The organism is Scandinavium sp. (genome assembly GCF_036271055.1).
Taxonomy (GTDB): Bacteria; Pseudomonadota; Gammaproteobacteria; order Enterobacterales; family Enterobacteriaceae; genus Scandinavium.
This window is the reverse complement of record NZ_DATBBJ010000043.1, coordinates 25,948-50,615: the sequence shown is the minus strand read 5'-3', so window position 1 is coordinate 50,615 and position 24,668 is coordinate 25,948. Positions and strand designations below refer to the sequence as shown.

Sequence of the window (24,668 nt, the reverse complement as noted above, 5' to 3'; positions counted from 1 at the left end):
GTGAGAGACTCGATGAGTGTCAGGAGCCGAATCTAAACCCATTTTTGAAGGATAATTATCATGGCTGTTATCAATACTAACTTAATGTCCCTGACTACTCAGAACAACCTGAACAAATCCCAGTCCGCACTCGGAACTGCGATTGAGCGTCTTTCTTCTGGTCTGCGTATCAACAGTGCAAAAGACGATGCAGCAGGTCAGGCGATTTCTAACCGCTTCACGGCTAACATCAAAGGTCTGACTCAGGCTTCCCGTAACGCGAACGACGGTATCTCCATCGCGCAGACCGCTGAAGGTTCACTGAACGAAATCAACAACAACTTACAGCGTATTCGTGAGCTGTCTGTTCAGGCTCAGAACGGTACTAACTCCGGTTCTGATATTGACTCCATTCAGTCTGAAGTTAACCAGCGTTTGTCTGAGATTGACCGTGTAGCAAGCCAGAGCCAGTTCAACGGCATCAAAATGTTGGCTAACTCAAGTGGTGCAACGACTATCTCCATCCAGGTGGGCGCGAACGATGGTCAGAAAATTGACATTTCTATCGGTGCAAACAGCGGCTGGAACACATTTGCTTCTGCAGGTGCAGCTGGCTCCACTACTGGTCTGGCAGCGGGCGAGTCACGTACCGTAAGCACCTCTGGTATTGACGTTCTGGATTCTGACGTGCTGTCAAAAGTTGATGCTGCACTGAAAGCGGTTGATAACCAGCGTTCTGACCTGGGTGCTATCCAGAACCGTTTCGAATCCACTATCTCTAACCTGAACAACACCGTGACTAACCTGTCCGCAGCACAGTCCCGTATTCAGGATGCGGATTACGCGACCGAAGTTTCTAACATGAGCCGCGCGCAGATCCTGCAACAGGCGGGTACTTCAGTACTGTCTCAGGCAAACCAGGTTCCACAGACCGTTCTGTCTCTGCTGCGTTAATCTGTTTCGTCCCAACTTTTTTAGTTGATGAATGCCGGCCACGTACTGTGGTCGGCATTTTTTATTTCACCTTACCCTCATAAACGCCTGAGCTTGCGGCTCTGTTTCCCTAAGCGTGGATTAGCCGTACATTTCGTCCTTAATTTGCAATATTGTGTTTGGGAACAGACGATAAAATCATTCACTCTATTGCCATAATAAAGAGTTAATTCCCGCCATGAATGCACACGACTATTTTGCGTCCGGTAAGCCTGAAAGTAGCTGGACCCCTTCTAAGCTGCAAACAGCTGCCGCACTTTATGGCCATCAGTCGCCAGCAATTAAGTATGCGCGCATTTTAGTGTTGGGCTGTGCTGGAGGAGAGACTCTGCTGGCTCTGGCTGCCTCGTTGCCTTTTGCCCGAGTTGTGGGGATTGAACTTATCTCTGAAGCGTTTGAGCAGACGCAACAACAAGTATTAGCGGTAGGGACAGGCAACCTGGAACTCTATTCGCTTACAGTGCAGCAAGTATTAGATATGCAGGATAATGACTGGGACTATGTCATCATCCAGAACAGCTTTGCATTGCTTAATCGCCAGCTAAATTCAATGCTTTTGCAGCGTCTGCAGAGTTTGTTATCGCCTGCGGGAGTGCTTGCAATAGAGTGGGAATGTTTACCGGGGTCAGCTTCACTGGAAACGTTGCGTGAAGCGATGCAGATGGCCAGCGGCAGTGCAACTTCTCTGGAAATGCAAATAGCCAAAGCAAAATTGATGCTAGCTACTTTGGTCGTCATGCCAGGGAAACCTGAAATACAGCAAGAACAAGTAAAAAGCGAGCGGATCTCCGATGAGCTTTTTGCCCATCGCTATCTCGAGAGTTCCCGAGAGAGTGAATATCTCGTTGAATTGAATGCGCGGCTGGACGAATGTGGTTTGTGTTATGTGGGGGATGCGCAGCCGTTCAGTGAGAGTCCGGAGACGGGATCTCACCATACAGAAAGTTTGCTTGCAGCTATGGGCGTCGCTCCCGATAAGATCCTCATTCAGCAACATATTGATTTTCTGGTTAATAGGGCGAGAAGATTTAGCCTTCTTACCCACGAAAAAAACAGACGCACTGTTAAAATGTTGCCTGAGCGTAGGTCGCTTAAAAACTTGCGTTTCGCAGGCGCATTTCGCCGATCGGCGAGCCATGAACGGAATATTGCATCATCCTTAGCCAGCAACGATGGACTCAATATAGCGACGACCGATAAGGTCACGCTGGCAATCCTTGATATTTTGGGTGAGGCCTGGCCAAGGAGCGTCAGTTTTGAGCAACTTCTCTTTCATTGTGAAATTATCGGTGAGGGTGAAGCGAAGGATGCACATGCCGCCGTGGAGAATGCACTCTGGTCATTATTACTGAAAAATATTCCTGGTCTGCATTACCTGAAAGGGCCTGATTCTTACAGTAATGATGGGGACGTTGATTTACATATTATTGACCAGGTTGACGCTCAACTAAAATTCAATCCCAAGGCTGACTGGCTTATCAATGGATGGGGGGAGGTCGTTTCGATTGATGATGCAGAACGAGCTCTGCTACTTGGCCCATTGAATGTTGATGCTGAGCACTGGCAGGCCATGGATTCTCTATGCTTCAAAGGGCTGGTCAATGCGGGTGGCGTTGGATGGAAACATTTTCTCCAGAAGATGATCCTCTGTTGCCCTCAGGACGCCATATTCAGAATAACGAGCGCCTTGTTCCTTTATTCCTGCGATGAAGGTGCATATGGTTTTATGGCCAAAGAGTATAAAGCATTAGACAAACTTAAAAACGTTGCTGAGTTTGTTCAGGATGATGTCGCCCTGACTCATGAACAACAAAACATTATTAGCCAGCATATGCAACGAGGTGAATACAATAAAGGTTTTGAGCAGGCTAGCAAATTCCTTGAAGATAACATTCAAACGGGTGCGAAAGAGTACTATTTGTTTACGCTTGCCCGGAGTATCGGGGATCATAAAACTGCATTAGCTAAATTGTCGCTGGCACTTTCGTTCCATTCTACGAGCCTCTTTCTTTATTCCGAAATGGCATTCGCATTTTTATCCTGTAAGTGCCATTGGCAAGCGTGGCGGTTGGCTAATGCAATTTTACGATGCAATCAAAAAAGTTCCCCTGAGTGGTATTTGCTGGCATCTATTCACTTTGAATTTAAAGAATATGAGAAAAGTGAATACTGCGCACGCAAAGCTTTCGACATCGCGCCTGACAGCCGATTAATTGCGACACTGCTGGGTGGGATCCTGTGTGAGCAGACACGGACCGATGAAGGGATTGCGTTATTGCGCCGTGCTATCAAGAATAAAGAAACAGATTTTAGGTTACTGACAGGACTTGGCTTTGCTATCACTCACAGTCCAAAAGCGACGTTACAGGAAATTCAGCAAGTTCATCTGGATTATGGACATGCCCTGGCCAACTGGGCAAAAACGCAGCATTTCTCTGGTTATATCGAAAAAGATAAAGATCCGCAGAGAAAATTACGCATTGGCTTTGTTTCTGGCGATTTCCGTGACTCTCATCCGGTAAGTTTCTTCTTCTCGCCAATCTGGCATGCGTTGGATCGTAATAAATGCGAGCTCATTGCCTATAGCAATATTCCTGCTCATTATGAGAATGACGGTACTGCGCGTTTTAGGGATACCGCGGATCTTTGGCGAAATGTTTGCCATGTCAGTGATATAGAAATGGCCGAGATGATTAAACAAGATGCCGTTGATATTTTGGTCGATTTATCTGGTTACACGAGTGACAACCGTTTACCTGTTTTTGCATTGAAACCCGCGCCCGTTCAGATTTCGTGGGTGGGTTATCACGCAACAACCGGGTTGTCTGCAATGGACTATTATGCAACCATTTTTCCTGTTAATAAATCAGTAGAACTTGAACAGCAATTTACCGAAAAGCTTATTTATTTGTATCTCCCAAGGAACTTCGATCAGGCCAGTGACAAGGTTAAAGTGAATAAGCTTCCGGCAATGGAGAATAAACATTTTACCTTTGGAAGCTTTAATCGAACAAATAAACTGAATCCACAAGTATTTACGGCATGGACTGACATATTACATGCTGTACCCGATTCTCGAATGATTGTCGGGAATATGCCTAAAGTTGTTTGGGCTGATATTTCTCGACAATTTACCAGCCGCGGAATTAGTGAAGACCGATTTGAACTGCGTGAGTTAGCGGGAATGGATACCTACCTTAGCTATCATAATGATGTTGATCTTTTGCTTGACACGTTTCCATTTACAGGGGGAACGGTAACCAGTCATGCCGCATGGATGGGGGTGCCAACGGTGTCGTTTGCCGGTGATACTTTAGTTTCACGACAGGGCGCATCGATTATGTATTCACTCGGGTTACCTCAGTTTGTTGCGGAAAATATTGACGATTTCGTTAAAATTGCCGCAGGCTGGGCCGATAAAAGAGATGAATTAAATGACATACGCCTTGGCTTGCGTGAGCGGATGAATATCCAGGGCCATACCCAGCAACAAATAGGTGAAATTGTTGAGAGTATGTTCAGGAGATGTTGGGAATTGTACTGTAACAACAAATCCCCAGAAAGTTTCTCGATTGGACAGATGCCAACTTTCTAATTTATAAGCGTTGTCAGTATTTTTTCCTCTTTGGCTGCAACATGAGCAGATAAGAACAGTAAGTTTTCTCTGCTCATGATTTGCGTTAACTCCCCAAATAGCCCCCCTTTTAGCCACTATTCCGTCGATTAAAATCCCTCCAGAAACGGATAATCATGCCGATAACTCAACTATTGCAGGGCTGTTTATCGTGAACTCTTTCTATACCGCTGATGGTGTAATGGATAAACACTCGCTGTGGCAGCGTTATGTACCTTTGGTGCGGCATGAAGCATTGCGCCTTCAGGTGCGACTGCCCGCGAGCGTGGAACTGGATGATCTGCTTCAGGCGGGCGGCATTGGCTTATTGAACGCCGTCGAGCGTTTCGATGCTCTGCAAGGCACGGCATTTACCACTTACGCAGTACAACGCATACGTGGCGCGATGCTGGACGAATTGCGCAGCCGGGATTGGGTGCCAAGAAGTGTCCGGCGCAACGCCCGAGAAGTGGCGCAGGCGATGGGGCAACTGGAACAGGAGCTGGGTCGCAACGCGACGGAAACAGAAGTCGCACAGCGCCTCGGTATTGCTGTTGAAGAGTATCGACAGATGCTGCTGGATACTAATAACAGCCAGCTTTTCTCCTACGACGAGTGGCGGGAAGAGCACGGTGACAGTATCGAGCTTGTGACTGAAGAGAATCAGCAGGAGAACCCGCTTCATCAATTGATGGAAGGCAACCTGCGTCAACGCGTAATGGAGGCGATTGAAGCCTTACCGGAACGTGAGCAGCTGGTGCTGACGCTTTACTACCAGGAAGAGCTCAATCTCAAAGAGATTGGCGCGGTACTGGAAGTGGGAGAGTCGCGCGTAAGCCAGCTTCACAGCCAGGCCATTAAGCGTTTGCGAACAAAACTGGGTCGGTACCAGGAGGGCGGTTAAACTGTCATTCCTGGAGAAATGCCGCACATAGCATTGACTACCAGGAGTTATCATGACGGTGCAACACGTTAAAAGACGGCCTTTAAGCCGCTACCTCAAAGACTTTAAACACAGCCAGACGCATTGCGCCCACTGCCAGAAAATGCTCGACCGCATCACGCTGGTGCGTCGGGGCGAAATCGTCAACAAAATCGCTATTTCCCGCCTTGATACGCTGATGGATGAGGCCGACTGGCAACAGGAGCGCCGGGAGTGGGTCGCGCTGTGTCGTTTCTGCGGCGATCTGCACTGCAAAGAGCAGAGCGACTTCTTCGATATCCTCGGCTTCAAACAGTATCTGTTCGAACAAACCGATATGAGCCCGGGCACCGTGCGCGAATATGTCGTGCGCCTGCGCCGTCTTGGTAATCATCTCTCTGAACTGAACATCAATCGCGAATTGCTTAACGGCGAACCGGACGAAACGCTCGCGCCGTGGTTACCGCTGACCAGCACCAACAATTATCGCATCGCGTTGCGAAAGTATTCGCAATTCAAAAACCTGCGCCCGGTGGTGATGGAACAGAAGTTCGCGTATCAGGCAACCTCTGATATATATTAAATTTGAATGGCATATAGCGGACGGGTATTAGCTGTTTTTCCCAAACGCCTTACACTGCAAAAAATTCAAATTTTCGGGGGAATGATGAAAATAGCATTTCTGGGCCGTCAGGCTCTGATGGGCATGATGGCCGTGGCACTGGTTGCCGGGGCGAGTGTGAAAACGTTCGCCGCGGAAAATCTGCTGAGCCAGGTTAAAGAGCGTGGCTCGCTGCGTGTTGGGCTGGAAGGCACTTATCCGCCATTCAGCTTCCAGGGCGATGACGGCAAACTGACCGGTTTCGAAGTGGAATTCGCTCAGGAGCTGGCGAAGCACCTGGGCGTGAAAGCCGACCTCAAACCAACTAAATGGGACGGGATGCTGGCGTCGCTTGATTCCAAACGTATTGATGTGGTGATTAACCAGGTGACCATTTCTGATGTGCGTAAGCAGAAGTATGACTTCTCTACGCCGTACACTGTGTCTGGTATTCAGGCGCTGGTGAAGAAAGGCAACGAAGGGGCGATCAAAACCGCGGCTGACCTGAAAGGCAAAAAAGTCGGCGTGGGCCTCGGCACCAACTACGAAGAGTGGCTGCGTAAGAACGTGCAGGGCGTTGACGTGCGTACCTATGACGACGACCCGACGAAATATCAGGATCTGCGCGTAGGCCGTATCGATGTGATCCTGGTTGACCGTCTGGCCGCGTTGGATCTGGTGAAGAAAACCAAAGATACGCTGGCTGTTACTGGTGAAGCGTTCTCCCGTCAGGAAGCCGGTGTTGCGGTGCGTAAAGGTAACGAAGATCTGCTGAAAGCAATCGATGGTGCTATCGCTGAAATGCAGAAAGACGGTAGCCTGAAAGCGCTGTCCGAAAAATGGTTCGGCGCTGACGTCACCAAATAAATCGGGATTTGTAGGCCGGCCTACAACTCAAGAAAATGCTTAAAAGGCGCTAATTTAGCGCCTTTTTTTATTTAGTCCGCAACTGTGTGCATAATAAAAAGAAAATCAGGAGGTGCTATGTCACTGCAAAATCTCACTCGTTTCCCAAGACTGGAGTTTATCGGCGCGCCGACTCCGCTGGAGTACCTGCCACGTTTATCCGATTATCTTGGCCGCGACATCTTTATTAAACGCGATGACGTCACCCCGATGGCGATGGGCGGCAACAAACTGCGTAAGCTTGAATTTCTGGCGGCCGATGCGCTGCGCGAAGGTGCGGACACGCTGATTACCGCAGGCGCTATTCAGTCCAACCACGTGCGCCAGACGGCGGCAGTGGCGGCGAAGCTGGGCCTGAACTGTGTAGCCTTGCTCGAAAACCCGATTGGCACCCAGGCCGAAAACTATCTGAGTAACGGCAACCGGCTGTTGTTGGATTACTTCAATACCCAAATCGAAATGTGCGATGCATTAACCGATCCGAATCGTCAGATGGAAGAACTGGCGACACGCATTGAAGCGCAGGGTTTTCGTCCGTACGTGATTCCGGTTGGCGGTTCAAATGCATTGGGTGCGCTGGGTTATGTAGAAAGCGCGCTGGAAATCGCGCAACAGTGTGAAGGTGCGGTGTCGCTCTCTTCCGTGGTGGTCGCTTCCGGAAGCGCCGGGACACACGCGGGGCTTGCCGTTGGTTTAGAGCAATTAATGCCTGATGTTGAGTTGATTGGCGTTACGGTTTCACGCAGCGTTGCCGATCAGAAACCGAAAGTCGTGACGTTGCAACAGGCGGTGGCTGAAAGCCTTGAGCTGCAAGCGAAAGCAGACATCACGCTCTGGGACGATTACTTCGCGCCGGGCTACGGCACGCCGAACGAAGAAGGGATGGAAGCCGTGAAACTGCTGGCACGCCTGGAAGGTATTCTGCTTGATCCGGTCTATACCGGCAAAGCGATGGCCGGGCTGATTGACGGCATCACTCAGAAACGCTTTAAGGATGAAGGGCCGATTCTGTTTGTTCATACAGGCGGCGCTCCGGCGCTCTTCGCCTATCATCCACACGTATAATAAGAAGCCACAATGCAAGAAAGTATCCAACTGGTTATCGACTCGCTACCGTACCTGCTGAAAGGGGCGGTGTTTACTTTACAGCTCAGTATTGGCGGGATGTTCTTCGGCCTGGTGCTTGGTTTTTTACTGGCGTTGATGCGCATGTCGCCCATTGGGCCAGTGCGCTGGATCGCCCGTTTCTATACCTCCATTTTCCGTGGCACGCCGCTTATCGCCCAATTGTTTATGATCTACTACGGTTTGCCGCAGTTTGGCATCGAACTCGATCCTATCCCGGCAGCGATGATTGGTCTGTCTCTCAATACTGCGGCGTATACGTCTGAAACGCTGCGTGCGGCGATTTCATCGATTGATAAAGGCCAGTGGGAAGCGGCGGCCAGTATTGGCATGACGCCGTGGCAAACGCTGCGTCGCGCTATTTTGCCACAGGCCGCGCGTGTCGCTTTACCGCCGTTATCCAACAGTTTTATCAGCCTGGTGAAAGACACCTCGCTGGCGGCGACAATTCAGGTACCGGAACTGTTCCGTCAGGCCCAGCTCATCACCTCGCGTACGCTGGAAGTGTTCACCATGTATCTTGCGGCATCGCTGATTTATTGGGTGATGGCGACCGTGTTGTCCGCATTACAAAACTACTTCGAAAACCAGCTGAACCGTCAGGAGCGTGATCCAAAATGAGTGCTATCGACGTTAAAAATCTGGTGAAAAAATTCCACGGACAGACGGTATTGCACGGTATCGATCTGGAAGTGAAAGAGGGCGAAGTGGTGGCGATTATCGGGCCGAGCGGTTCCGGTAAAACCACGTTGCTGCGCAGTATTAATTTGCTCGAACAACCTGAAAGCGGAACCATTCGGGTGGGTGACATCACCATCGATACCGCTCGTCCGTTGAGTCAGCAGAAAGGGCTGATTCGTACCCTGCGCCAACATGTCGGCTTTGTGTTCCAGAGTTTCAATCTGTTCCCACACCGTACTGTGCTGGAGAATATTATTGAAGGACCGGTTATCGTCAAAGGCGAAAGCAAGAGTGAAGCCTCGGCCCGTGCGCGTGAGTTGTTGGCGAAAGTGGGGCTGACAGGTAAAGAGACCAGTTATCCACGACGTTTATCCGGCGGGCAGCAACAGCGTGTGGCCATTGCTCGTGCGCTGGCGATGCGACCCGATGTTATTCTTTTCGATGAACCGACGTCAGCACTGGATCCTGAGTTGGTTGGCGAAGTGTTAAGCACCATTCGACAGCTGGCACACGAAAAGCGCACGATGGTTATCGTGACCCATGAAATGAGTTTTGCGCGTGATGTAGCCGACCGGGCAATTTTTATGGATCAGGGGCGCATTGTGGAACAGGGCGAAGCCAAAGCGCTGTTTGCCAATCCGCAGCAGCCACGTACTCGCCAGTTCCTCGAAAAATTCCTCATGCAATAACGTCTGATGAGGTGGCCTGAGGGTTTCAGGCCACTTTCCCCTGCTGATTTAAATTTCACTTAAGTTTAATTTGTTCTTCAAATAGCCTTCTTGCACCACCGAACAATGGTTTCATCCACAAGTTTGCGTGGGAACAGCAGGGCATAGCAGATTATTTCCACTCTCCACGATATTTCGCATATATAAACGGTGTTTATGTGTTAGTTTGCTTGTATTCATAGGAATGATTATCACTCAGGAGTTTTCTCGTCAGTTATGAGGGACATCGACTTTTTTCATTGGCGGAAGGATATCTCGCAACAATTTCAGGCTGCCACGGCGAACGATCAGGTTTACGCCCTTCTCCAACAGCAAACGAACGCGCTGGAATATGACTGGTATGCGCTCTGTGTGCGCCATCCAGTGCCTTTTACCCGGCCTAAACTCTCTTTGCATACTACGTATCCCAAAGCATGGATGGATCACTATCAGGCCGAAAATTATTTCGCTATCGATCCTGTGCTTAAAGCCGAAAATTACCGCAACGGACATCTTCCCTGGAATGAGCGCTTATTCAGCGAGACGCAGGCGTTTTGGGATGCGGCGCGAGATCACGGCCTACGCAGGGGAATTACTCAGTCGCTGATGCTGCCCAATCGTGCGCTCGGGTTTTTGTCGGTTTCGCGGGAGAGTAATCAGGCCAATCCATTGACGGATGATGAAACAGAACTGCGTCTGCAAACGCTGATGGAGTTCAGTATGGCATCACTGCTGCGGATGGAGGATACGACGGTGATGGCACCGGAAATGCGGTTCAGCAAACGAGAGCTGGAAATTCTTAAGTGGACAGCGGAAGGGAAAACATCAGCGGAAATAGCGATAATTCTGTCGATATCCGAGAATACGGTGAATTTTCATCAAAAGAATATGCAGAAAAAATTTAATGCACCGAACAAAACCCAGATTGCCTGCTATGCCGCAGCAATAGGGATTATCTGACTGCAACCCCGTTCTGCGTGCCAGACGCAAAACCGGCTGCGAATCGCAGCCGGTCGACATTCACTGGCGGTAAGCTTGTTTAATCTGCTTAACGGTGCTGGAAAATACTGCCGCCTGAGCTTCATCTTCCATCTGCGTGATTTGTTTTTCCATTTTCAAAATCACGCGTCCTGCGTCTGCCTGACCCATTGCCTGCAGCATCAGCGTCAGTAACGCTTTCAGGCAAGACACTTCCTGGGACAATTGTTGATTATTTTCAGCAGTGGAAAAATCAGGAGTGCTCATCTATTTCCTCGTTGGATTTCTACGCGCGTACGCGGGTGTAACAGTAAAGGTCGCGCAGTATACCACAAGCATCGGGAAAAACGGGAGTGTCGATTTTTTGTTCTGCAATCAGAGGGGCTTACGCATAATTAATGACAGGTGAGAAATGTCTCAATGATTATTTGTTTAGCATAGGTTCATGCGCGGTTAATTATTGTTACATTTTTGCAATCGTATTTATCATCTGCGCAAAATGTCTTGTTTTTAAGAATTTTTTGGAGATAAGTGTTTAAAAACGTGGTTGCCGTATCTGACTGTTTTATGGTTCTTTCCAGTTGTTGTACATTCTAATTTCCAGAAACACGAGTGAAATCTTAATCGGGACATTTTTTACCTTTCAATGTCGGGATAAAACCCGTTAATATGGTCGCGAATTTAGAGAGAGTTGCGTTATCCCTATTCTGGAGATTATTCCTTTGATCAACATCCTACTTGTTGATGACCACGAACTAGTGCGCGCAGGGATACGACGCATTCTGGAAGATATAAAGGGTATTAAAGTTGTTGGTGAAGCCTGCTGTGGTGAAGATGCGGTCAAATGGTGCCGCGCCAACCCGGTAGACGTCGTGCTAATGGATATGAACATGCCAGGTATTGGCGGGCTGGAAGCCACGCGGAAAATTGCGCGATCCACCTCAGATACTCGTGTCATCATGTTAACCGTTCACACGGAAAATCCACTGCCCGCAAAAGTCATGCAGGCAGGGGCCGCGGGCTACCTCACTAAAGGTGCCGCACCACAGGAAGTGGTCAACGCTATCCGCGCTGTATTTGCGGGTCAGCGCTACATCGCCTCAGACATCGCGCAGCAAATGGCGTTGAGTCAGATTGAGCCAGAAAAAACAGAATCACCGTTTGCCAGTTTGTCTGAACGTGAATTGCAGATTATGCTGATGATCACCAAAGGTCAGAAGGTGACTGAGATTTCTGAGCAGTTGAATCTCAGCCCTAAAACGGTGAACAGCTACCGCTATCGTATGTTTAGCAAATTGAACATTCATGGTGACGTTGAGCTGACTCACTTAGCAATTCGCCATGGCCTATGCAATGCGGAGTCGTTAGCAAGTCAGTGAGTGATGTATTTGATTCAAAAGCCTTTCTTAAAACCGTGACCAGTCAGCCCGGCGTCTATCGTATGTATGATGCCGGCGGCACGGTTATCTATGTCGGCAAAGCCAAAGATCTCAAAAAACGCCTTTCCAGCTACTTTCGTAGCAACCTTGGGTCGCGTAAAACCGAAGCGCTTGTAGGGCAAATTTCCCAGATAGATGTCACCGTCACGCATACCGAGACAGAAGCGCTTCTGCTTGAGCACAACTACATCAAGTTGTATCAGCCGCGCTATAACGTCCTGTTGCGCGATGACAAATCTTATCCGTTTATTTTTCTGAGCAGTGACACACACCCACGCCTGGCAATGCATCGCGGTGCGAAACATGCGAAAGGCGAATATTTTGGCCCGTTTCCCAATGGTTATGCCGTTCGCGAAACGTTGGCACTGTTGCAGAAGATTTTCCCAATTCGTCAGTGCGAAAACAGTGTTTACCGCAACCGTTCGCGCCCGTGTCTGCAATATCAGATTGGCCGTTGTCTCGGGCCATGCGTGGCAGGACTTGTCAGCGAAGAAGAGTATGTTGAACAAGTGGATTATGTGCGTCTGTTCCTGGCCGGAAAAGATGAGCAGGTTGTGAATCAACTGGTGGCCCGAATGGAAAAGGCCAGCCAGTCGCTGGCGTTCGAAGAGGCCGCACGCATTCGCGATCAAATCCAGGCGGTACGTCGCGTTACGGAAAAACAGTTCGTTTCTAACGAAGGCGATGATCTGGATGTTATCGGCGTGGCCTTTAACGGCGGAATGGCCTGCGTACACGTGCTGTTTATCCGCCAGGGTAAAGTGCTTGGCAGTCGCAGCTATTTCCCGAAAGTGCCAGCGGGCACCGAATCAGGCGAAGTCGTAGAAACGTTTGTCGGGCAGTTCTATTTACAGGGCAGCCAGGCTCGTACCCTGCCGGGCGAAATTTTATTGGATTTCAATCTCGGCGATCAAACGCTGCTTTCCGATTCGCTGACTGAACTTGCCGGGCGGCGGATCAATATCCAGACGAAACCGCGCGGCGATCGTGCGCGTTATTTGAAGCTGGCTCGCACAAATGCGGCGACCGCGCTCGTTACCAAACTTTCTCAACACTCGACCATTACTCAACGTCTGCAAGCGCTGGCGACTCAGCTCAAGCTGCCTGAGGTTAAGCGTATGGAGTGTTTTGACATCAGTCATACGATGGGCGAACAAACTGTAGCGTCCTGCGTGGTGTTTGACAGCAACGGCCCGCTACGCGCCGAATACCGCCGCTATAATATTACCGGGATTACGCCGGGCGATGACTATGCGGCAATGAATCAGGTATTGCGCCGCCGCTATGGCAAAGATATTGAAGAGAGCAAAATTCCGGATGTCATTCTGATTGACGGCGGTAAAGGGCAACTCGGTCAGGCCAAACAGGTGTTTGCTGAACTTGAGGTCAACTGGGATAAACACCATCCGCTGCTGCTTGGCGTGGCAAAGGGCAGTGACCGTAAAGCAGGGCTTGAAACGCTGTACTTCGAACCGGAAGGGGAGGGCTTCAACTTGCCTTCGGATTCTCCGGCGCTGCACGTTATTCAGCATATTCGCGATGAGTCACATGACCATGCGATAACCGGTCATCGAAAAAAACGCGCTAAAGTGAAAAGTACCAGTACGCTTGAGACTATCGAAGGCGTTGGGCCAAAGCGCCGCCAGATGTTGTTGAAATACATGGGCGGATTGCAAGGTTTGCAAAAAGCGACAGTCGAAGATATCGCAAAAGTGCCCGGCATTTCGCACGGTCTGGCAGAAAAGATCTTCTACTCGTTGAAACATTAGGGGCTCTGTAGCAACATAGGGCTAATTTTACTGACAACAGATAGTTACCGTCGCCATGCAATTTAATATCCCGACATTGCTCACATTGTTCCGCGTCATCCTGATCCCCTTTTTCGTGCTGGCGTTCTATCTGCCGTTCGTTTGGGCACCGTTTGCCTGCGCGTTTATTTTCTTCGTAGCGGCGATAACCGACTGGTTTGATGGCTATCTGGCGCGTCGCTGGAACCAGAGCACCCGTTTCGGTGCCTTCCTCGATCCTGTGGCGGATAAGGTGATGGTCGCTATTGCAATGGTGCTGGTCGTCGAACACTATCACTCCTGGTGGGTCACGCTGCCTGCGGCAACCATGATTGCCCGTGAGATTATCATCTCTGCATTGCGTGAGTGGATGGCTGAACTCGGTAAACGCAGCAACGTGGCGGTGTCCTGGATTGGTAAAGTGAAAACCACGGCACAAATGGCGGCGCTGGTGTGGATGTTGTGGCGTCCAAACGAGTGGGTAGAGTGGGCTGGTATTGGCCTGTTTATGGTCGCTGCGGTGTTGACGCTATGGTCGATGTTCCAGTACCTGAACGCCGCTCGCGGCGATTTGCTGGAGCAGTGATGCTCGAACGGTGATCGTTTCGACGTAAATTTCATCAAACGATCCGGTGCGGTGAAAAATAACGTTGACTCAGTGCGTCAGGTAAGTAGAATGCATCGCATCGAACGGCAGCACAGCTTGCCAGACGGTAACAAAATCAAATGATTAAGTTAGTCATCTGATCTGCGGGAATAGCTCAGTTGGTAGAGCACGACCTTGCCAAGGTCGGGGTCGCGAGTTCGAGTCTCGTTTCCCGCTCCAGTTTAAACGCATCGGCAATTGCGGGTGTGAGTACTTCGGCGCGTTAGCAAAGCGGTTATGTAGCGGATTGCAAATCCGTCTAGTCCGGTTCGACTCCGGAACGCGCCTCCACTTTATTCCCCGAGGCCGGATGGTGGAATCGGTAGACACAAGGGATTTAAAATCCCTCGGCGTTCGCGCTGTGTGGGTTCAAGTCCCACTCCGGCTACCATGGGAAAATAAAGAATAAAATCAATGATAAGCAGTGTCGTGAAACCACCTTCGGGTGGTTTTTTTGTATTTGCGATCCTGATGTTCTATCTTCTATACCCTTGATAATTCGAGTTGCAGCCAACGTACCAGCAGCTTGAAGTATGACGGGTAAACACACTTCCAACATGAGTACTCAGTAATGAAAACCGGACCGTTAAACGAAAGCGAACTTGAGTGGCTGGACGATGTCCTGGTCCGTTATGGCAACGAACAGGCCGTGATGGATGTCTCGGAGCTGGATGGCATGCTGACGGCGATCCTTTCCTCTCCGGTCGAGATTGAACCTGCTGAGTGGATGCTGGCGGTGTGGGGTGGCGCAGATTTTGTTCCTCGTTGGGAAAATGACCGCGAGCGCGATCATTTCGTCAACCTGGCTTTGCAGCACATGGACGATATCAGCGAGCGCCTTGGCGATTATCCCGATCAGTACGAACCGCTATTCGGCACGCGCGAAGAAGAAGGTCAGGAGATAACCATCGTTGAAGAGTGGTGCTTCGGTTACATGCGCGGCGTTGGGTTAAGTGACTGGTCGGCGCTACCGGAAAGTTTGCAGCCGCAACTGGATGTTATCGCTCTGCACGGCAGCGAAGAGAATTTCCCTCGCCTCGAAGCGCTTTCTGCTGAAGAGTATATTGCGAGCGTCGATCTGCTGAAACCCGCAGCGTTAACGCTCTGCCATTACTGGCTCGATAATCCACAAGTCGCGCCGGTAAAACAGCCGATTAAGAATGAGAGTAAAACGGGACGCAACGATCCATGTCCTTGTGGCAGCGGGAAGAAATACAAAAGCTGCTGTCTGAAATAAGACGCTCATTGTCGACCATAAAAAAACGCCTGATGGATGATTCCCTCAGGCGTTTTGCTTTTCGTTATTATGAATTACCCAACCGAAGGCAGCATTCCAGCAGCAATCGCGATTTGCACCAGAATGACTGCAATCCCACAGCCGAAGACCAGCCATAGTGCAGGTGTGCCACCGACTACGCGATAGGCCGCCTGTGGATGCTGCTGGCGACTTTTCAGCGTTAATAATGAAGGGATGATCAGCGCCAACACCGCCAGGGCCACACCAGCGTAACCGAGCGCCATCACGAATCCGCGCGGGTAGAACAAGGCAAATGCCAGCGGTGGCAGGAAGGTAATCGCCCCGGTTTGCAGGCGTCCGGTCACGCTGTTTTTACGCTGGAACAGGTCGGCAAGGTAATCAAACAGCCCCAAAGCCACACCCAGGAAAGAGGTCGCCAGTGCCAGGTCGGCAAACAGGTGTACTGCAAGCTCTACATGCGGAGAAGCAACCACGGCGCGAATCGCCTCTAACAGCCCATTCAGACCCGCATGGCTCGCCAGCAGCGAACTAAACACCGGGGATTCAATGCTGCCGAGCGTCGCTATCTGCCAGAAGATGTACGCCACCAGTGGAATAAAGCTGCCGATAACAAAAATGCGACGCAGTTTGCGCACATCGCCATTCATATAACTCACGATGCTCGGCACGCTGCCGTGGAAGCCAAAGGAGGTGAAAATAACCGGAATGGCCGATAACGCCAGGCCCTGTTGCAACGGTAAGGTCAGCAGGTTCATCTGATGAATATGTGGCAACAGCAGTGCCAGCATCACTATAAGAAAGATGATTTTTGCGCTGAACAGGAAACGGTTGAACAAATCAACCAGCGTCGTGCCGACACAAATTACGCCACCGCCCACGGCAGTAAAAAGCAGTACGCCTGCCGCCGGAGGCAGTTCGACATTCAGCCACTGGCTGAGGCTCGATGCCAGTAGTTCACCGGCTCCGCTGACATAAGCCGCCGTCAGGGCGTACATCAGGAACAGCATGCTGAATCCCGTTATCCATTGGCCGTAACGACCGAGATAACGCAAAGCCAGCGATCCCAAACCGGTATCGGCAGGCACGTGCTGATAAACTTCGAGCAACAGCAGCGCGGTGTAACACATCAGCGCCCACAGACTTAACAGTAACGCCAACGTTACGCCAAAACCCACGCCTGCCGAGGCCAGTGGCATCGCCAACATTCCCGCGCCAATAGTGGTGCCAGCGACGATTAAAATACTCCCTACGGTGCGGTTCTTCACGCTTTCCTCTGCTTTCCAGGATGGAGACGATAAATAATGCCGCGCAGGGTAGGGGAAAACCTGCAGTTCGTCAAATCTGAATTACAGTGGGTGTAACGAGAGATTTACGTTATCGGGCGGGCTGCGAAAGGATGGTCTGAAAAGCGTGGCAGCGGTTGCCGCTGCCAGCTTGAAATTAATTTTGTGCGTCGAGGGTAGCCAGTTCTTTATCGATAAAGTACAGGCCTTCACCGCTTTTACCGACCAGCGACAATTTATCGAGAACCGATTTAAACAGTTTCTCTTCTTCGTGCTGCTCAGCAACGTACCATTGCAGGAAATTAAAGGTTGGATAATCCTGATTGCTCATGGCGGCATGAGCCAGTTCGTTAATTTTCTGGGTGATCAATTGTTCGTGTTCGTAAGTCGAACGGAACAGTTCATCCAGTGAAGCATATTCAGCAAACGGTGATTCGATGGTCGAAATACGTGGCAGGCTGCCGGTATCGGTCAGGTAATCGAACAGGCGCTGCATGTGGGTCATTTCTTCCTGAGCGTGGCGACGCAAAAACGCGGCGGCACCTTCAAAGCTGTGATAGCTGCACCATGCGCTCATCTGCTGATAAAGCAGAGAGGAATAGAGTTCCAGGTTCATTTGCTCATTCAGTTTGTCGATCATTTCCGTTTTCAGCATGGGATGCTCCGTCATAAATAGGCTCAGGGGAATTACGACGAAAGTCTAATTTGTAATTAACTTATTTGCAAAAGGTAAAATAAAAAATAAATTTTGTTAAATGCTAATGGGAATAAAACGCATTGCGGCTATTAAATAATGAAATGCGAATAGTTATAATTACTGCCGGATTTATTTATCCGGCAGCAGAAAATATCAATAATGTGTGACCGGTGCCGCATTGATGGCAATGCCACGGCATTGATACTGGATAGTGACGCTTTGATTCATGCACAGCGAACCGCTGGTGACGGTACAGGTGGTGACGGGCTGACCGTAGGGCACGGCGGTTGCATACCCCATTTGCTGGCACTGTTTGGTGGCCGTGCCGTTGGCGACGTAATCGTCAGTCGTAGCCGATTGCAACATGGCCTGACCGTAGGTAAGACGCACGATGCCGCTGGTGGCATCGGCATCCGTAACGTTGGCCTGACGGTGAACCGTACAGGCAGAAAGCGCTATCGTCGCGACAACGACGGTGATCAATTTGTTCATGGCCCACTCTGCGTGAATATCCGATCCTGCCATCTTAACGCCCACGCGCGCAGCCAATGCCCTGAATAGCCAACACAATCGCCTTTAGTTTCCACCACCGCCGATGTCAGTCGGCCTGACTGTCATAAATCGTCTGGAATTTTGTGTGTAGCTGGCGGAAGCGGTTGATCAGCTCCGGGTCAAAATGGCGTCCGGCGCCAGCGATAATTAGTGAACAGGCGTGTTCGTGGGTGTAGCCGGGCTTATAAATGCGTTTTTGCCTCAGGGCGTCATAGACATCCGCCAGAGCCAGAATGCGGGCCTCAATGGGGATTTGTTCGCCGCATAGCCCTTCGGGGTAGCCATTGCCATCCCACTTTTCGTGATGATAATGAATGATATTTTCAGCTACTGGCCCAAGGCTAAGGCCCTGGATAATGCGCCAGCCTTTGAGCGTATGCAGTTTCATTTCATTAAATTCTTCTTCGGTCAGCGCGCCTTGCTTGCGCAATATCCGCTCGGGCACGGCAATTTTCCCAACGTCATGCAACGAAGCAAAACGCTCGATATCCTGCACCATTTTTCGTGGCAAGCCGATTTCACGCGCCAGCAGGCCGCAATAAGCAGACACACGGCGAATATGGCTGCCGGTTTCATCGTCATGAGCACGGTTCACTTTTTCCATCGCTTCCACAATGCTGCGGTTCACGGCCCGGCTCTGTTTCATCTGCCGCCACATCAAACCAAGCAGACACAGGCTAAACAGCACGGAAATGAACAACACGATACTGATAATTTTGAAGGTATTTTTGCTGAAGTCCGGGAACAGCGAGGTGTCGGGCTGGCGCTCCATCTGTGTGCGATAGCTTGAGATGCGATGGATTTGCGTCAGCAGTGGGTGCATGGGGTGCGAGTTATCGACCCACGAGACAATGCGATAATCCGAACGCGTCAGGCCCGCAACTTTCAGCACGCCACGGAAAAGATCGTTACCGCGCAGCGAACCTTCGAGCGAGCTTAAATCCCCGAGGATAAAATCAATTTTATGTTGTTCGATGGCGTTGACGAGATCTTCAATCGAGGTGGCGGGAAACAGAGAAACGTCCTTGCCAAAACGCTGTTGCAGATACAATGCAGAAAACGAACCGCTGATCACCCCCACGCGCTTATAGCGAACCTGATCTTCATCCCACAAAAACGGCTGTTCGACACGGTTGTAATAGGCGTTATGCCAGGAGAGCGCCGGGCCAATCATCCCTTCTACCTGGGAATCATCACGGCTTTCAACAATATTCACCATCCGCACCAGCCAGGCTTCTTCGCGCAGGCGTGCAACGTAATTGTCGGTATATTTTACATCGACGTTTATATGCAGCAGGTCGCGCATGTCGCTGATCATATCCATCGCGGTGCCGTGGTAGCCGTGCGTATCTTGCCAAAGCAGCGGGGCAAAGTTCTCGTTTTTCGGCAGCCAAATAGTCAGGCGATTATTGCGCATCCAGGCGGCTTCATCGGGCGTTATCTGAATACGGCTGACCAGATAGTTGCGTTTGCTCTGGTTTTCCAGCGCTTTGAGTTTGCCGTTTTGCTGCCATTCGGTAATCAACTGATTAATGTTATCGCGCATCCCTCTGACTTCCGGGCTAAAGCCCATCACGCACGGCAGGCGTAAATCAGAAAACGGACGCGACAATGTGTAGTAGTGCAGCGTGTCGTCCATCTCTGAATCATCATTGATGTAGAAATCGGCTTTACGTTCACGCAGCAGGGCAAATGCCTCGGTGCTGCTGTTCACCAGAATCAACTGCCGGAAATGAAGATAAGGGTAACGCTGGAGAACCTGATTTTGCGTGGCATCATCGCGACGAAAAATCACCCGCGTGTCGTTGAGATCTTCCGGAAGGACGGCTGTACGACTCAGGCTTGCCGCGAGGACTTCGTTATCGAACAGGCGAGCGGAAAGAATTTTGCTGCGTGAGCGTTCTTCGGTGCGGACCACGCCTGCATACAGGCCGAAACTGTCGCTATTGAAACGTTTACCAATTTCTTCCCCGCCAATAGGCTTTAATTCCAGCTGATAACCAAAGCGCTTATTTATTTCCTGAATGAGTACCGGGTAATAGCCTTGATACTTTCCCTGCGCATCGCGCCAGAATTCAAAGTTATCTGCATCAAAGAGCCAGACCGGAACCCTGGCCTCGGTGCGTGTGGAATTCAAAGGCGCAGCTCGCAGCAAGCAAGCGTGTGAGAGGAGGGTTACCCAGAGCAAAGTGAGCGACATTGTTAGCAAGGAGCGCACAAGGAGGTTCCTGATTTTTATAGTGTCGTTTGTTTTCAGTCTAACTAACTGCCGGGATCCCGGATAGAGATTTATTGATTTTGTGAATAAGCATGCACTATGACGATGAATCTAAAAAACTGTGAAGTTGCCGGTAATTAATGAAACAATATTTCATTAAATTTGAATGTGTGTTTGATGCGCGTTAAGGTTAAGCCATCACGTCTGTTCACTGCGGAGCGTTCCGCGCGGATTTCAGGAGAAGAAAGAATGAAAATTGCACTGATGATGGAAAACAGCCAGGCCGCTAAAAATGCGGTGATCCATCGTGAGCTTAAAGGTGTCGCTGATGAAAAAGGCTTCCCGGTCTACAACGTCGGCATGAGCGATGAACAGGATCACCACCTGACTTATATCCATCTGGGGATCATGGCCAGCATTCTGCTTAACGCCAAAGCGGTTGATTTCGTGGTCACCGGCTGTGGCACCGGGCAGGGCGCATTGATGTCGCTGAATATCCACCCGGGCGTGGTTTGCGGTTATTGCATCGACCCGGCAGATGCCTTCCTGTTTGCGCAGATCAACAACGGGAATGCGTTGTCGCTGCCGTTCGCCAAAGGCTTTGGCTGGGGCGCGGAGCTGAACGTGCGCTTCATCTTTGAAAAAGCGTTTACGGGTCGCAACGGTGAAGGCTATCCGCCGGAGCGTAAAGAGCCGCAGGTTCGCAACGCGGGCATTCTGAACCAGGTGAAAGCCGCTGTGGTGAAGGAAAATTATCTCGATACTTTACGCGCCATCGATCCGGAATTGGTGAAAACGGCTGTTTCCGGCCAGCGCTTCCAGCAGTGCTTCTTCGAGAACTGCCAGGATAAAGAGATTGAAGCGTTTGTACGCCAGGTGTTGGCGTAACGCTTTCATGTCCGGCGGCACTGCGCCGCCGGAAGTCTACTTCTTACGTTTCGACACCGAACTTCCCGCCTCTCTCGTCAACTGGAATGTATCAATCATTCCGATCAAACAAATCAGCGCGATAAACACAAATGCCAGTCGGAAACTGACGCCGGGAACGGCGGTGAGTTGCAGCCAGTCGCTGAGTTTTTCTCCCAGACGAATACCAATCGCGCCCAGCGTTATGCCAAGCCCGACCGCTAATTGTGTCGCGGTACTGAAGAGCGTATTCGCGTAGCTCATTTGTGGTGGCGGGACATCGGCGAACGCCAGCGTACTCACGCCGGTAAACTGCACCGAACGGAACACGCCGCCGAGATACAGGATCAGCAGCGTCAACCACAGCGGCGTTTGCGGCGTAAGGAAAGCGCATGCCAACAGTGCCAGCACGTTTAGCGCGCCGTTCACCAGCAACAATTTGCGAAAACCGAGCCAGCGGATGAGCGGCGTAGTGGCGGGTTTAATCGTCAAATTGCCGACGAAGACCGCCAGCACCAGTAACCCGGCGTGAAACGGATCCATGCCAAAACCCACCTGAAACAGCAGCGGCAGCAGAAACGGCACGGCGCTTATAGACGCGCGAAACAGAGAGCCGCCGTACATCGTGACTCTGAATGTCGGCACCTGTAATGCATCCAGGCGGATCATCGGCCAGGCCACTCGATTGAAATGACGCAGTGCAAACAGGAACGTCGCCGCGCCCACAGCCAGCAACGCAAAAGGGAGCCAGCCTTTGCCCTGTTCGGCCCCAAAAGCTTCCATCGCATAAACCAGACTTACCATCGCGATGGCTGTCGCGAGAAAACCGGGCAGATCAAACGGGCGGCGTTCATCGTCGCGAATGTCCGGAATAATACGCAGTGCCAGCGCAATAGCTATCAACCCGAGCGGAACATTGATGAAGAATATCCAGCGCCAGTTAGCAAAACTGGTAATGAAACCGCCGAGTGGCGGCCCGATAATGGGGGCGACCAGCGCGGGCCAGGTGAGGGTAGCGATGGCGGTAATCAACTGGTGCTTCGGCGTAGTACGCAAAACGGCTAACCGCCCGACCGGCACCATCAACGCGCCACCCACGCCCTGCAAAATGCGCATTGCGACAAAGCTGTCTACGCTGGTTGCCAGTCCGCAAAATACCGAGGCCAGCGTGAAAATGAATAATGCGAGGGTGAAGACTTTACGCGCGCCGAAGCGATCGGCAATCCAGCCGCTGGCGGGGATCAGCACCGCAAGCGTAATGAGATAGGCGCTGATGCCGATATTAAGGGCGACAGCTTCCACGCCAAAACTTTTCGCCATATCCGGCAATGCGGTGGCGATCACCGTGCCGTCGAGAAACTCCATAAAGAAAGCTCCTGCCACCAACAAGGCGGCGGGCGACAAACCCCGGCTCTCCTTTTCGGAGATATTTTCACTCATGATAACGTTGCCATTTTGAAATGAACCGCACACTGTACGCCTACACGCGCAGCGTCACGATGGGCGCATGCCCAGGATTGTTATTTCAGATGACCATAGCGCAAGAAAATGTTGGCTTCAGCAGGTTTTTGATTTCTGGCCCGAAAAATCGGGTTACTATGGCGCTCTGAAAAAGAGGAGTAAAGCATGTCCCAGAACCTGACCGCCAATGATGAACTGGTTTCCGATGTTGTCGCTTGCCAGTTGGTCATCAAACAAATTCTCGACGTTATTGATGTTATCGCCCCGGTTGAAGTCCGTGAAAAAATGGCTAACCAACTGCGTGCGATTGATTTCAGCGCAGGCCCTGCGGGGGCCGACCCGGTCACCCAACGCGCGATCCAGAAGGCCATAGCCCTGATTGAACTCAAGTTCACGCCGCAGGAAAGCAGTACCCATTAATGAAAAGCCCGGCAGGCCCGCGCAAGCGGAGCGCCGCCGGGCAATGGGTTTCTCAATACAACGCTTCAACCAACAGATAACTTGCGACACAAGCGCAACTCACCGCGATCAGACCCGGCAGAATAAAGCTGTGGTTGATGATGAATTTGCCGATGCGCGTAGTGCCGGAGCGGTCAAAACCAATGCAGGCCAAATCGCTCGGGTATGTAGGTAACACGAAATACCCGTAGGCCGCCGGGAAGAAAGCAATCAGCATTTTGGGTTCAACTCCCAGCATCAACCCCATTGGGGCAACGGCGGTCAGCGCAGCCGCCTGGCTGTTCACCAGTTTCGACACCAAAAACAGCACAATCGCGTAAGTCCACGGATGACTCTTCACCACGCCTTCCAGCGCCATTTTGAGTTCAGGCAGATGCGCCTGGAAAAAGGTGTCGCTCATCCATGCCACGCCGAACACCGAGAAAATCGCCACCATCCCGGCTTTAAACACCGCTCCGCTGGAAATGGCAGCGGCGTTTACTTTGCAGACGACCAGCATCACGGCCCCGGCAATCAACATCATCATCTGAATCACCAGATTCATCGACAACGGTGCGAGTTTACCTTTTACCTCGAAAGCAGGGCGCAGTTCCGGCAGTGCGCCGAGCATAACCACCACCACAATGCCGGCAAAAAAGATCCACGTTGACCAGTACGCCTCACGATTAAACCGCTGATTGAGCAGCGTCTCCGTGCTGCCGTAGATAAATTCCCGCTGTTTTGGATCTTTGAGTTTGGCCTGAAATTCCGGGTCCTCAGCCAGATCTTTTCCCCGCCGCAAACTCCACAGCGCAGCAATCGCCACGCCAAACAGCGAAGCTGGCACGGACACCGCTAAAATTTCGAGAATGCTCCATGCGTGACCGATGCCGTGTTGCGCCCCGAGAATGGACACCAGCGACACCACGGCGACCGAAACCGGCGAGGCGGTGATCGCCATCTGCGAGGCAATTGACGCTACTGCCATCGGGCGCTCCGGACGAATCCCTTTTTTCAGTGCGATGTCGGCGATGATCGGAAACATGGTGTAGACCACATGCCCCGTGCCGCACAGAAACGTCAGCATCCATGTGGTGAACGGGGCCAGCAGCGTGATGTGTTGTGGATGTTTACGCAGCAGTTTTTCGGCGCACTGCATCATCACATTCAGCCCGCCCGCAGTTTGCAGCGTCGCCGCACAGCCGATCACCGCAAGGATAGTCAGCATCACGTCTACTGGCGGTTTGCCGGGTTCAAGCCCGAACACAAACGTCAGAATAAATAAGCCAATCCCACTGATAAGCCCGAGACCCATTCCACCAAATCGGGTCCCCGCCAGCAGGCATAAAATAATGACAACAAATTCAAGGGTAATCATGTCGCACCTGTCTCATCCATAAAGAAGAGATAAAGCATTACATTTTGTAGTGATATTGACTGGGAGACAGATCGGATTTACAAACAGCAGTAAAAACAGT

General features: G+C 51.0%; 22 protein-coding genes and 3 tRNA genes. 18 read left to right on the top strand and 7 right to left on the bottom strand.

What is annotated here, in order from left to right:
• Positions 1-60 precede the first annotated feature (60 nt).
• The 9 genes from VH187_RS06420 to sdiA all read left to right on the top strand — a co-directional run bounded on the left by VH187_RS06420 (position 61) and on the right by sdiA (position 10,487).
• Complete coding sequence (locus VH187_RS06420; protein WP_329700650.1) at positions 61-933, top strand: flagellin N-terminal helical domain-containing protein; 873 nt, start codon at positions 61-63, stop codon at positions 931-933.
• Positions 934-1,150: 217 nt separating this feature from the next.
• Complete coding sequence (locus VH187_RS06415; RefSeq protein WP_329700649.1) at positions 1,151-4,567, top strand: O-linked N-acetylglucosamine transferase family protein; 3,417 nt, start codon at positions 1,151-1,153, stop codon at positions 4,565-4,567.
• A gap of 190 nt (positions 4,568-4,757) precedes the next feature.
• On the top strand, positions 4,758-5,489 hold the full coding sequence (locus tag VH187_RS06410; RefSeq protein ID WP_329700648.1) for an RNA polymerase sigma factor FliA: 732 nt from the start codon (positions 4,758-4,760) through the stop codon (positions 5,487-5,489).
• 52 nt (positions 5,490-5,541) lie between these two features.
• Positions 5,542-6,090, top strand: coding sequence for a flagella biosynthesis regulatory protein FliZ (gene fliZ / locus VH187_RS06405; RefSeq protein ID WP_329700647.1), 549 nt, complete (start codon positions 5,542-5,544; stop codon positions 6,088-6,090).
• A gap of 84 nt (positions 6,091-6,174) precedes the next feature.
• Positions 6,175-6,975: a cystine ABC transporter substrate-binding protein gene (gene tcyJ / locus VH187_RS06400; RefSeq protein ID WP_329700646.1), complete on the top strand. Its 801-nt coding sequence runs from the start codon at positions 6,175-6,177 to the stop codon at positions 6,973-6,975.
• A gap of 117 nt (positions 6,976-7,092) precedes the next feature.
• Entirely contained in the window at positions 7,093-8,079 is a 987-nt protein-coding gene (gene dcyD / locus VH187_RS06395) for a D-cysteine desulfhydrase (RefSeq protein ID WP_329700645.1), read from the top strand.
• Positions 8,080-8,091: 12 nt separating this feature from the next.
• Positions 8,092-8,760 carry a cystine ABC transporter permease gene (tcyL, locus tag VH187_RS06390; protein WP_329700644.1) on the top strand — a complete coding sequence of 223 codons (669 nt, stop codon included), beginning with the start codon at positions 8,092-8,094 and terminating at the stop codon, positions 8,758-8,760.
• Positions 8,757-9,509, top strand: a complete 753-nt coding sequence (gene tcyN, locus VH187_RS06385; protein WP_329700643.1) for an L-cystine ABC transporter ATP-binding protein TcyN — start codon at positions 8,757-8,759, stop codon at positions 9,507-9,509. Before tcyL ends, tcyN begins: the two co-directional genes overlap by 4 nt.
• Positions 9,510-9,764: 255 nt before the next feature.
• The gene (sdiA, locus tag VH187_RS06380; protein WP_329700642.1) at positions 9,765-10,487 is read left to right on the top strand and encodes a quorum-sensing transcriptional regulator SdiA; all 723 of its coding nucleotides are present in this window, start codon (positions 9,765-9,767) and stop codon (positions 10,485-10,487) included.
• A 60-nt stretch (positions 10,488-10,547) separates the two neighbouring features.
• Here sdiA and VH187_RS06375 read toward each other — a convergent pair whose 3' ends face one another.
• On the bottom strand, positions 10,548-10,772 hold the full coding sequence (locus VH187_RS06375; RefSeq protein ID WP_159775409.1) for a DUF2594 family protein: 225 nt from the start codon (positions 10,770-10,772) through the stop codon (positions 10,548-10,550).
• A gap of 455 nt (positions 10,773-11,227) precedes the next feature.
• Here VH187_RS06375 and uvrY point away from each other — a divergent pair, with 455 nt between their 5' ends.
• The 7 genes from uvrY (at position 11,228) to VH187_RS06340 (ending at position 15,614) form a co-directional block, all read left to right on the top strand.
• A complete protein-coding gene (gene uvrY / locus VH187_RS06370; protein WP_329700641.1) occupies positions 11,228-11,884 on the top strand; it encodes a UvrY/SirA/GacA family response regulator transcription factor in 657 nt (218 codons plus the stop codon).
• Complete coding sequence (uvrC, locus tag VH187_RS06365; RefSeq protein ID WP_329700640.1) at positions 11,881-13,713, top strand: excinuclease ABC subunit UvrC; 1,833 nt, start codon at positions 11,881-11,883, stop codon at positions 13,711-13,713. The genes uvrY and uvrC overlap by 4 nt, the downstream gene beginning before the upstream one ends.
• A 55-nt stretch (positions 13,714-13,768) precedes the next feature.
• The gene (gene pgsA, locus VH187_RS06360) at positions 13,769-14,317 is read left to right on the top strand and encodes a CDP-diacylglycerol--glycerol-3-phosphate 3-phosphatidyltransferase (protein WP_110509640.1); all 549 of its coding nucleotides are present in this window, start codon (positions 13,769-13,771) and stop codon (positions 14,315-14,317) included.
• Between the two features lie 164 nt (positions 14,318-14,481).
• Positions 14,482-14,557: transfer RNA gene (locus tag VH187_RS06355), tRNA-Gly, on the top strand.
• Between the two features lie 37 nt (positions 14,558-14,594).
• Positions 14,595-14,668: transfer RNA gene (locus VH187_RS06350), tRNA-Cys, on the top strand.
• A 13-nt stretch (positions 14,669-14,681) separates the two neighbouring features.
• Positions 14,682-14,768: transfer RNA gene (locus VH187_RS06345), tRNA-Leu, on the top strand.
• 180 nt (positions 14,769-14,948) lie between these two features.
• Positions 14,949-15,614 (top strand): YecA/YgfB family protein, encoded by a 666-nt coding sequence (locus VH187_RS06340; RefSeq protein WP_329700639.1) that lies wholly within the window; start codon positions 14,949-14,951, stop codon positions 15,612-15,614.
• 74 nt (positions 15,615-15,688) lie between these two features.
• Here VH187_RS06340 and tyrP read toward each other — a convergent pair whose 3' ends face one another.
• The 4 genes from tyrP to VH187_RS06320 all read right to left on the bottom strand — a co-directional run bounded on the left by tyrP (position 15,689) and on the right by VH187_RS06320 (position 20,304).
• Positions 15,689-16,900 carry a tyrosine transporter TyrP gene (gene tyrP / locus VH187_RS06335; RefSeq protein WP_329700638.1) on the bottom strand — a complete coding sequence of 404 codons (1,212 nt, stop codon included), beginning with the start codon at positions 16,898-16,900 and terminating at the stop codon, positions 15,689-15,691.
• Positions 16,901-17,075: 175 nt separating this feature from the next.
• A complete protein-coding gene (gene ftnA / locus VH187_RS06330) occupies positions 17,076-17,573 on the bottom strand; it encodes a non-heme ferritin (protein WP_329700637.1) in 498 nt (165 codons plus the stop codon).
• 195 nt (positions 17,574-17,768) lie between these two features.
• Positions 17,769-18,107, bottom strand: a complete 339-nt coding sequence (gene yecR / locus VH187_RS06325) for a YecR family lipoprotein (protein WP_329700636.1) — start codon at positions 18,105-18,107, stop codon at positions 17,769-17,771.
• 106 nt (positions 18,108-18,213) lie between these two features.
• Positions 18,214-20,304 carry an HD domain-containing phosphohydrolase gene (locus tag VH187_RS06320; protein WP_329700635.1) on the bottom strand — a complete coding sequence of 697 codons (2,091 nt, stop codon included), beginning with the start codon at positions 20,302-20,304 and terminating at the stop codon, positions 18,214-18,216.
• Positions 20,305-20,634: 330 nt separating this feature from the next.
• Between VH187_RS06320 and VH187_RS06315 the strand changes: the two genes are divergently transcribed.
• Entirely contained in the window at positions 20,635-21,273 is a 639-nt protein-coding gene (locus VH187_RS06315; RefSeq protein WP_110509649.1) for an RpiB/LacA/LacB family sugar-phosphate isomerase, read from the top strand.
• A 36-nt stretch (positions 21,274-21,309) separates the two neighbouring features.
• On the opposite strand, the gene VH187_RS06310 is transcribed toward VH187_RS06315, so the two are convergent.
• The gene (locus tag VH187_RS06310) at positions 21,310-22,731 is read right to left on the bottom strand and encodes an MFS transporter (RefSeq protein WP_329700634.1); all 1,422 of its coding nucleotides are present in this window, start codon (positions 22,729-22,731) and stop codon (positions 21,310-21,312) included.
• A 186-nt stretch (positions 22,732-22,917) separates the two neighbouring features.
• Here VH187_RS06310 and VH187_RS06305 point away from each other — a divergent pair, with 186 nt between their 5' ends.
• Positions 22,918-23,172, top strand: a complete 255-nt coding sequence (locus VH187_RS06305) for a DUF2766 family protein (protein WP_329700633.1) — start codon at positions 22,918-22,920, stop codon at positions 23,170-23,172.
• A 52-nt stretch (positions 23,173-23,224) separates the two neighbouring features.
• Here the strand turns inward: VH187_RS06305 and VH187_RS06300 are convergent, their stop codons facing one another.
• Positions 23,225-24,568 carry an anaerobic C4-dicarboxylate transporter gene (locus tag VH187_RS06300; RefSeq protein ID WP_329700632.1) on the bottom strand — a complete coding sequence of 448 codons (1,344 nt, stop codon included), beginning with the start codon at positions 24,566-24,568 and terminating at the stop codon, positions 23,225-23,227.
• Positions 24,569-24,668: the final 100 nt, after the last annotated feature.

Bases quoted from the DNA above. Each gene is read 5' to 3' on its own strand.
- tcyN (WP_329700643.1), top strand. From the start codon at position 8,757: ATGAGTGCTATCGACGTTAAAAATCTGGTGAAAAAATTCCACGGACAG.
- ftnA (WP_329700637.1), bottom strand. From the start codon at position 17,573: ATGCTGAAAACGGAAATGATCGACAAACTGAATGAGCAAATGAACCTG.
- tcyJ (WP_329700646.1), top strand. From the start codon at position 6,175: ATGAAAATAGCATTTCTGGGCCGTCAGGCTCTGATGGGCATGATGGCC.
- pgsA (WP_110509640.1), top strand. From the start codon at position 13,769: ATGCAATTTAATATCCCGACATTGCTCACATTGTTCCGCGTCATCCTG.
- VH187_RS06310 (WP_329700634.1), bottom strand. From the start codon at position 22,731: ATGAGTGAAAATATCTCCGAAAAGGAGAGCCGGGGTTTGTCGCCCGCC.
- VH187_RS06415 (WP_329700649.1), top strand. From the start codon at position 1,151: ATGAATGCACACGACTATTTTGCGTCCGGTAAGCCTGAAAGTAGCTGG.
- VH187_RS06340 (WP_329700639.1), top strand. From the start codon at position 14,949: ATGAAAACCGGACCGTTAAACGAAAGCGAACTTGAGTGGCTGGACGAT.
- yecR (WP_329700636.1), bottom strand. From the start codon at position 18,107: ATGAACAAATTGATCACCGTCGTTGTCGCGACGATAGCGCTTTCTGCC.
- fliZ (WP_329700647.1), top strand. From the start codon at position 5,542: ATGACGGTGCAACACGTTAAAAGACGGCCTTTAAGCCGCTACCTCAAA.
- VH187_RS06315 (WP_110509649.1), top strand. From the start codon at position 20,635: ATGAAAATTGCACTGATGATGGAAAACAGCCAGGCCGCTAAAAATGCG.
- VH187_RS06305 (WP_329700633.1), top strand. From the start codon at position 22,918: ATGTCCCAGAACCTGACCGCCAATGATGAACTGGTTTCCGATGTTGTC.
- sdiA (WP_329700642.1), top strand. From the start codon at position 9,765: ATGAGGGACATCGACTTTTTTCATTGGCGGAAGGATATCTCGCAACAA.
- VH187_RS06375 (WP_159775409.1), bottom strand. From the start codon at position 10,772: ATGAGCACTCCTGATTTTTCCACTGCTGAAAATAATCAACAATTGTCC.
- VH187_RS06300 (WP_329700632.1), bottom strand. From the start codon at position 24,568: ATGATTACCCTTGAATTTGTTGTCATTATTTTATGCCTGCTGGCGGGG.
- dcyD (WP_329700645.1), top strand. From the start codon at position 7,093: ATGTCACTGCAAAATCTCACTCGTTTCCCAAGACTGGAGTTTATCGGC.
- tcyL (WP_329700644.1), top strand. From the start codon at position 8,092: ATGCAAGAAAGTATCCAACTGGTTATCGACTCGCTACCGTACCTGCTG.
- VH187_RS06420 (WP_329700650.1), top strand. From the start codon at position 61: ATGGCTGTTATCAATACTAACTTAATGTCCCTGACTACTCAGAACAAC.